Origin of the sequence: Candidatus Symbiopectobacterium sp. 'North America' (assembly GCF_015762685.1) — a bacterium.
Taxonomy (GTDB): domain Bacteria; phylum Pseudomonadota; class Gammaproteobacteria; order Enterobacterales; family Enterobacteriaceae; genus Symbiopectobacterium.
Window position 1 is genome coordinate 1 of record NZ_PEHF01000090.1, and the last position, 6805, is coordinate 6805.

At 49.7% G+C, this 6805-nt stretch carries 5 protein-coding genes and 1 pseudogene; 2 read left to right on the forward strand and 4 right to left on the reverse strand.

Going from position 1 to position 6805, the window contains the following annotated elements:
- Positions 1 to 340: 340 nt before the first annotated feature.
- The 4 genes from polA to CS369_RS19435 all read right to left on the reverse strand — a co-directional run bounded on the left by polA (position 341) and on the right by CS369_RS19435 (position 5483).
- The gene (gene polA, locus CS369_RS19420; protein ID WP_196908342.1) at positions 341 to 3133 is read right to left on the reverse strand and encodes a DNA polymerase I; all 2793 of its coding nucleotides are present in this window, start codon (positions 3131 to 3133) and stop codon (positions 341 to 343) included.
- 377 nt (positions 3134 to 3510) lie between these two features.
- Positions 3511 to 4134: a thiol:disulfide interchange protein DsbA gene (dsbA, locus tag CS369_RS19425; RefSeq protein WP_196908343.1), complete on the reverse strand. Its 624-nt coding sequence runs from the start codon at positions 4132 to 4134 to the stop codon at positions 3511 to 3513.
- A 23-nt stretch (positions 4135 to 4157) separates the two neighbouring features.
- Positions 4158 to 5144 (reverse strand): serine/threonine protein kinase, encoded by a 987-nt coding sequence (locus CS369_RS19430; RefSeq protein ID WP_196908344.1) that lies wholly within the window; start codon positions 5142 to 5144, stop codon positions 4158 to 4160.
- 69 nt (positions 5145 to 5213) lie between these two features.
- Positions 5214 to 5483, reverse strand: coding sequence for a YihD family protein (locus tag CS369_RS19435; protein WP_196908345.1), 270 nt, complete (start codon positions 5481 to 5483; stop codon positions 5214 to 5216).
- A gap of 129 nt (positions 5484 to 5612) precedes the next feature.
- On the opposite strand from CS369_RS19435, the gene mobA reads away from it, so the two are divergent.
- Positions 5613 to 6185 carry a molybdenum cofactor guanylyltransferase MobA gene (mobA, locus tag CS369_RS19440; RefSeq protein WP_280514832.1) on the forward strand — a complete coding sequence of 191 codons (573 nt, stop codon included), beginning with the start codon at positions 5613 to 5615 and terminating at the stop codon, positions 6183 to 6185.
- Positions 6178 to 6704, forward strand: a pseudogene (gene mobB / locus CS369_RS19445) (molybdopterin-guanine dinucleotide biosynthesis protein MobB). The gene mobA and the pseudogene mobB overlap by 8 nt, the downstream one beginning before the upstream one ends.
- Positions 6705 to 6805: the final 101 nt, after the last annotated feature.

The window sequence follows — 6805 nt, forward strand, 5'->3', positions numbered from 1 at the left end:
GATGGCCTCTCCTGAAAGAAAAACACCCTGTCAGCGTACCGCTACAGGGTGGGGGTGACCATCTTATTAGCCTTAGTCACCGAGCGGCTAATATTCAGCTAAATCCGATTAAGTGAAGTAAAAGGTCTGAAATATAGAACATCTTACCTCTGTACCCTACGTCGTTAACTCTACCCTATTTTTTCGCTAGAACAAAGGTTTTTTTGTTGTTTAGTTTCATAAAAAATGGCTATGGGTCACACAAAGTCGAGCAAGTCACCCAATCCTGTAGTTTAATTACAGAAATGAATAACGTAATGCGCATTAAACGTTCAGTTGCAACATCCTATTTTTCTGTACATTAATGCGTCTCATCCCAGTTTTTACCTTCGCCCACATCTACACGTAACGGAACGTTTAGCGACATACAACCTTCCATCAGAGTAACGATCTTTTGTTTTGCCGCATCCAGCACCGACTCATGTACTTCAAACACCAATTCATCGTGTACCTGCATGATCATGTTCACCTGCGGCTGTTCTTGCTGTAGCCAACTATCGATCGCAATCATCGCCTTCTTGATGATATCGGCGGCAGTGCCCTGCATAGGGGCGTTAATGGCGGCACGCTCCGCCGCCTTGCGGCTCATCGCATTGCGTGAGTGGATATCCGGCAAATAGAGACGGCGCCCATCCAGCGTCTGCACATACCCTTTCTCGGCAGCTTCCTGACGGGTTCTTTCCATGTAGTCCTGCACGCCAGGATAGCGCTCGAAATAGAGGTTCATATAGCGCTGCGACTCAGCGCGGGGGATACCCAACTGACGTGACAGACCGAAAGCACTCATGCCATAAATCAAACCAAAGTTGATGGCTTTGGCGCTGCGGCGCTGCTCTCCGGTGACGCTCTCCAGCGGCAAGCCAAAGACTTCTGCAGCGGTGGCGCGGTGAATGTCCAGCCCTTCGGCAAACGCGTTGAGCAACCCGGCATCACCGGAAAGGTGCGCCATAATACGCAGTTCGATCTGAGAGTAGTCCGCCGCCACGATGCGATAACCTTCAGGAGCAATAAACGCCTGACGAATGCGTCGCCCTTCATCGTTGCGTACCGGGATGTTTTGTATATTGGGATCGCTGGAGGAAAGACGCCCCGTCGCCGTGACCGCCTGATGGTATGACGTGTGCACCCGCTGGGTCAGAGGATTGATCATCAGCGGCAGCTTATCGGTGTAAGTGGATTTCAGTTTCGCCAGCCCACGATATTCCAGAATGCGTTTGGGCAGCGGATAGTCATGCGCCAGCTCTTCCAACACTTCTTCATTAGTAGAAGGGGCACCTTTCGGCGTTTTCTTTAGCACTGGCAGCTTTAGCTTATCGTACAAGATCCCCTGCAACTGCTTAGTGGAGGCAAGGTTAAATGCTTCACCAGCCAGCTCATGCACCTCAGTTTCAAGCTCAGCCAGGCGAGTGCTCAGTTCCTGAGAATGCTGCGCCAAAATGCCAACATCAATCAGCACTCCCTGCCGCTCAATGCGTGACAGCACCGGCACCAACGGCATATCGATATCACGGAACACCTTCACCAGTTCCCCTTGCTGTTGCAACTTTTCCCACAGGGTTTGATGCAAATGCAAAGTGACATCCGCATCTTCTGCGGCGTAGGTGCTGGCCTGTTCAACAGGAATCTGATTAAAGGTAAGCTGGTTCTTGCCTTTACCCGCAATCTCTTCAAACGAAATGGTTTTATGTTGCAGATAGCGTTCGGCCAGGCTGTCCATATCATGACGGCCGACCACGCTGTTTAATACGTAAGACTCCACCATGGTGTCATACGCGATACCACGTAGCTCAATGCCATAGCGCTTCATCACGCCCTGATCGAACTTCAGGTTCTGCCCAATTTTGCGCAGCGCGCTATCTTCCAGCAGGGGTTTAAGCAATTCCAGTGCGCGAGCTCTGTCGATTTGCTCCGGCGCATCCAGATAATCATGCACCAGCGGCAGATACGCCGCTTCACCCGGCGTCACCGCAAACGACATACCAATCAGATTGGCGCTCAGCGTATCCAAGCCGTCCGTTTCTGTATCAAACGCAAACTCTCCCGCCTTTTGGAGACGGGCAATCCACAACTGTAAGGTCTCTTCATCCTGAATAGTGACATAGTCTTCACAGCTCAAGGCGACGGTTGCTTTCGCTGGCGACTGTGACTGCGCTTGTGCCGCAGGCGTTGGCTGCGGAACCGCAGATTGCCCCTTGCGACCTTGCATCCAGATGCCACTTTCCACATCGGCGATCCAGCGTTTGAAATCATAGCGCTTAAACAGCCCATGAAGTGCATCCACATCGGGTTCATTCAGCGTCAGCTCAGTGCAGGTCTGTTCCAATTCGACGTCAGTTTTGATGGTCGCCAGTTGATAAGAGAGGTATGCCACTTCTTTATGCTGTTCCAGCTTTTGCGCCATGGTCTTTGCGCCGCGAAAGGACAGCGTGGCGATTTTATCCAGATTACCGTACAGGGTATCCAATCCCCCCAACCCCTGAAGTAACGCCTGTGCCGTTTTTTCACCTACGCCCGGCACACCCGGAATGTTATCCGATGCATCCCCCATCAGGGCCAGAAAATCGATAATCAGCTCCGGCGGAATACCATATTTGTCGCAGACTTCCTGCGGCCCGAGCACCGTATTGTTCATGGTGTTGATAAGCGTGATCGTCGGTGACACCAGTTGCGCCATGTCTTTATCACCGGTGCTGATCAGTACCGGCGTACCCGCACTTTCAGCCTGACGCGCCAGCGTACCGATCACGTCATCCGCTTCCACACCGCTTACGGCCAACAAAGGCAGCCCCATGGCACGCACCATCGCGTGCAGCGGCTCAATCTGCGCGCGCAGATCGTCCAGCATCGGTGGGCGATGCGCCTTGTAGTTTTCAAACAGTTCGTCGCGGAAGGTTTTTCCTTTGACATCAAACACCACAGCGACATGGCTGGGAGAGAACTGAAGCAGCAGGCTGCGCAGCATATTCAGCACGCCATACATGGCGCCTGTCGGCTCATCTGCGTTGTTCGTCAAAGGAGGGAATGCGTGGTAGGCACGGTATAAATACGACGAGCCATCGACCAAAATTAACGGGTTTTGCGGAATCTGCACCATGTTCTGTCATGACCTATGTCGTCCATCATGGCGCTAAGCATGCCATAGCTCACAGCAAGAGACGAACGTTAACGCACAGAAAACCGCAAATCTGGCACACGCAAAGCAAATGCCTTGTGGATAACTTTGTGCATAGAAAGAGAAAATCAGAATGATGCTGATGTTATATCAAAAAATGATTCACATATTATGGATTTTTTTCAGCAAGATAAAAAAAAGTCCCCGGTAAATACCCGTAATACAAAAAACATTTTTTTTGTGGATAGATATTAGTTAAACGCTAATTAAACGTCACCGAGGCAAAACTGTCGTAGCGGATAAACGATATATCCAAGGTATAACTGCGCCTGTTATCAGACGCAGTTATACGACAAGTGCTATTTTTTCTCGATAAGGAATTTCACAATATCAGCATATTGCTTCACGTATGCATCCATTGAACTGGTATCCAAACCGTCGCTTTTCACCATATATTTGCCATTAACAAACATGGCCGGCACACCGCGCAATTGCAAATCCGCAGACGCTTTTTCTTGTTGGGCAACCAGCGACTTAACCACGAAGCTATTCAATGCAGCGTCATAATCTTCAGCTTTAACACCCGCCGCCACAAACACCTTACGAATATCATCCGTGGTGTTCAGCGTTTGGCTTTTTTGCACCGCATCAAACATTAACGGGGTGACTTTATCTTCAACACCCAAAGCGATGGCAACTGACCAGGTCTGTGTTAGTTCTTTCCCCAAAGGCCCGAGGAAATCGACGTGATAGCGCGTAATTTTGGTATCCGCTGGCAGCACCTTACTGACAGCTTCAGGAATATGGTAAACCTCAGCAAACTGATAGCACTGCGGGCAGTAGAAGGAGAAAAACTCCAGCACCTGCGGTAATTGAGGCACCGGCTTATTCACTTCAACATACTGTTTTCCATCAAAAAAATCTGACACTGATGCACCAAAGGCCAACATAATGCCCAATAATGCCGCAAATACACTCTTCATATAACACATCTCTCCGTTAAACATCAGTACATGGACAATAGCTGTAAAGGAGGCTCCTGTAACAGCTTAACCTGTTCAGTAAATATTGCTGTTTGCCTGAACCAGAAATCATCATCTTTTATCCAGGGAAAGCTCGGGGGAAATGCCGGATCTTCCCAACGGCGAATAATCCACGCTAAATAATGCACCATTCGCATCGCACGAAGCGGCTCAATTAACGCCAGCTCTTTCTCCTGAAATGTCATAAACTCACTATAGACTTCCAGCAGAATATCGAGCTGAATTCTCTGTTCCTGACGCTCGCCATGAAGCAACATCCACAAATCCTGCACTGCGGGTCCGTTACGGGCATCATCTAAATCGACAAATAGTGGGCCGTCGCGCCAGAGAATATTTCCAGGGTGACAATCGCCGTGCAATCGGAGAAAGGAAGCATCCAATGTCCAATAGTGTTTTACCATTTCGATAAGTTGCTGGGTAGACTGCAAAAAGGAATCTCGGCACGTGGCAGGAATACGTTGTATTTGCGTCAATAACTGATAAGACTTGTCGAGATATTCCTCAACCCCAATGGTAGGACGAGCAAGAAAAAGCGCTTTTTGCCCCGTCTGATGCCAACGACCCAGAAAACGGCCAACGCCTTCCAATTGATAGTCATTATCCATTTCATATTGCCGCCCCCCTACGCTTGGGAAAACGGCAAAATAAAAGCCATCATAACAATGCAGGGTTTGACCATTGAGCTTCAAAGGGGCAACGACGGGCACCTCATCGTCAACCAATGCGAGGGCGAAATCGTGCTCTTCCTGAATCTGCGCCTGCGTCCACCGTTCAGGACGATAGAATTTAACGACAAAACGGTGCCGGTCTTCATCCATAAATTGATAAACCCGGTTTTCATAGCTGTTGAGCGCCGTCAAACCAGAATCAACCCGGATACCTACCGCGAAAAGCGCATCGATAATCAGCGAGGGAAACAGCGTCTGAAAATTAAACACTGAACTTTGCATAGCCGTCGTCATTACTCGCAATAGGAATCAAAATAAGCGCGGAAAAGCAGCACCTGTTGATAAAAGGCATCAGTCTTTGATAACACCCCGAGCTCGCAGCAATGCTGTTTTGAAATCTTCCTCATAATCCTTTTTCAAGCCTGGAATGACCTGCTCTTTATCCGTGTCACGCATTTTCAAATGGTAGATCAGGATATCATCAGTCAGCTCACTTAGCTGCCCCTGGAACCCCGCCTCCTGTGCAAGTTTTTGTAAAAATTGGACCAGATTTAAGTCCGGATCTTTTTGCCAGGCAGGATGCAATAACTCAACCAACTCATTAACACGATGACATTTCATGATTTAATCCTCTTATACTGTATATACAAACGCTGATATCACCTTAACAGCCTTAATCACGGGTGGAAAGCGCTTGGCGTCAGGAATTATTTTGCCCAGAATAGAGCCTCTGCGGCGCGACAACGAGGGATCACAGGCATCATTCTGGCAGGTGGCCAGGCCAGCCGAATGGGCGGGCAGGATAAGGGACTATTAACGTTGCGCGGTATACCGCTCTACCAACACGTTTTAACCCGCCTGAAACCCCAAGTGGACCGCATCTACATCAATGCCAATCGTAACCAGGCTGTTTATCAGGAAAGTGGCTGCACCGTTTTTAGCGACTTACCGAATGACTTTTCAGGCCCCTTGGCCGGTATCTTATCCAGCCTGAAAACCATCGAGACGGAATGGGCCGTTTTCGCTCCCTGTGATGTCCCTAATTTACCCACCGATCTGGTGGCGAGACTGTGGCACAACAAACAGCAAGGGCATGCCGCCTACGTAAACGATGGCCGGAGAGAGCATACGACCTTGTTGCTTATCCACCGTTCCCTGATGCCAAAGCTTGAAACCTACCTGGAACGTGGCGATCGTAAGCTGATGCTTTTTCTGGCAGAGATCGAGGCGACTCCGGTGCTTTTCGCGGATTGCCCTTTGGCATTCCAAAACCTGAACACCCCAGACGATCTCTCCAATTGGCAAGAGGCCAACCATGACTGAGTTGCATCGCCCACTCCTGCTTGTCGTTAGCGCGTATAGCGGTACCGGGAAAACCACGTTGCTCACCCACGTGATCCCGCTCCTTAAAGAGAAAGGGCTACGCATTGGTGTGTAAAGCATACTCACCATGATATGGATATCGATAAACCCGGCAAAGACAGCTATGAGCTGCGTAAAGCGGGGGCTGAGCAGACGCTTGTTGCCAGTAACCAACGCTGGGCGCTGATGACGGAAACACCGAAAACCCAAGAAGTAGATCTCTATTAGATGGTGAGCAAGATGGATGTGGTGCTGGTTGAAGGGTTTCGACACGAAAAGGTGCCGAAGATCGTTCTCTCACGCAGAGGATTGAGCAAGAACGCGCACGATTTATTGGATGACTATGCCGTGGCTATTGCCAGTGATGATGATGCGGATCGACAGCTTTCTTTGCCCTGGCTGGACATTAATAATCCTGAAAAAGTGGCTGAGTTTATTGCAACCTGGGCCAGCGACAGTGATACCGCGGCGAGTAAATAGTCGCCGTGTTCCCCGCGCAGGTGGGGGAACACTATTCCACACAGCAAAAAGGGCCGTCCTTCCGGACAGCCCCTTCGCTATATTAAAGCCAGGCAGTTCCC

Excerpts from the sequence above, each read along its gene's own strand:
- polA (WP_196908342.1), bottom strand. The coding sequence starts at position 3,133 with ATGGTGCAGATTCCGCAAAACCCGTTAATTTTGGTCGATGGCTCGTCG.
- dsbA (WP_196908343.1), bottom strand. The coding sequence starts at position 4,134 with ATGAAGAGTGTATTTGCGGCATTATTGGGCATTATGTTGGCCTTTGGT.
- CS369_RS19430 (WP_196908344.1), bottom strand. The coding sequence starts at position 5,144 with ATGCAAAGTTCAGTGTTTAATTTTCAGACGCTGTTTCCCTCGCTGATT.
- CS369_RS19435 (WP_196908345.1), bottom strand. The coding sequence starts at position 5,483 with ATGAAATGTCATCGTGTTAATGAGTTGGTTGAGTTATTGCATCCTGCC.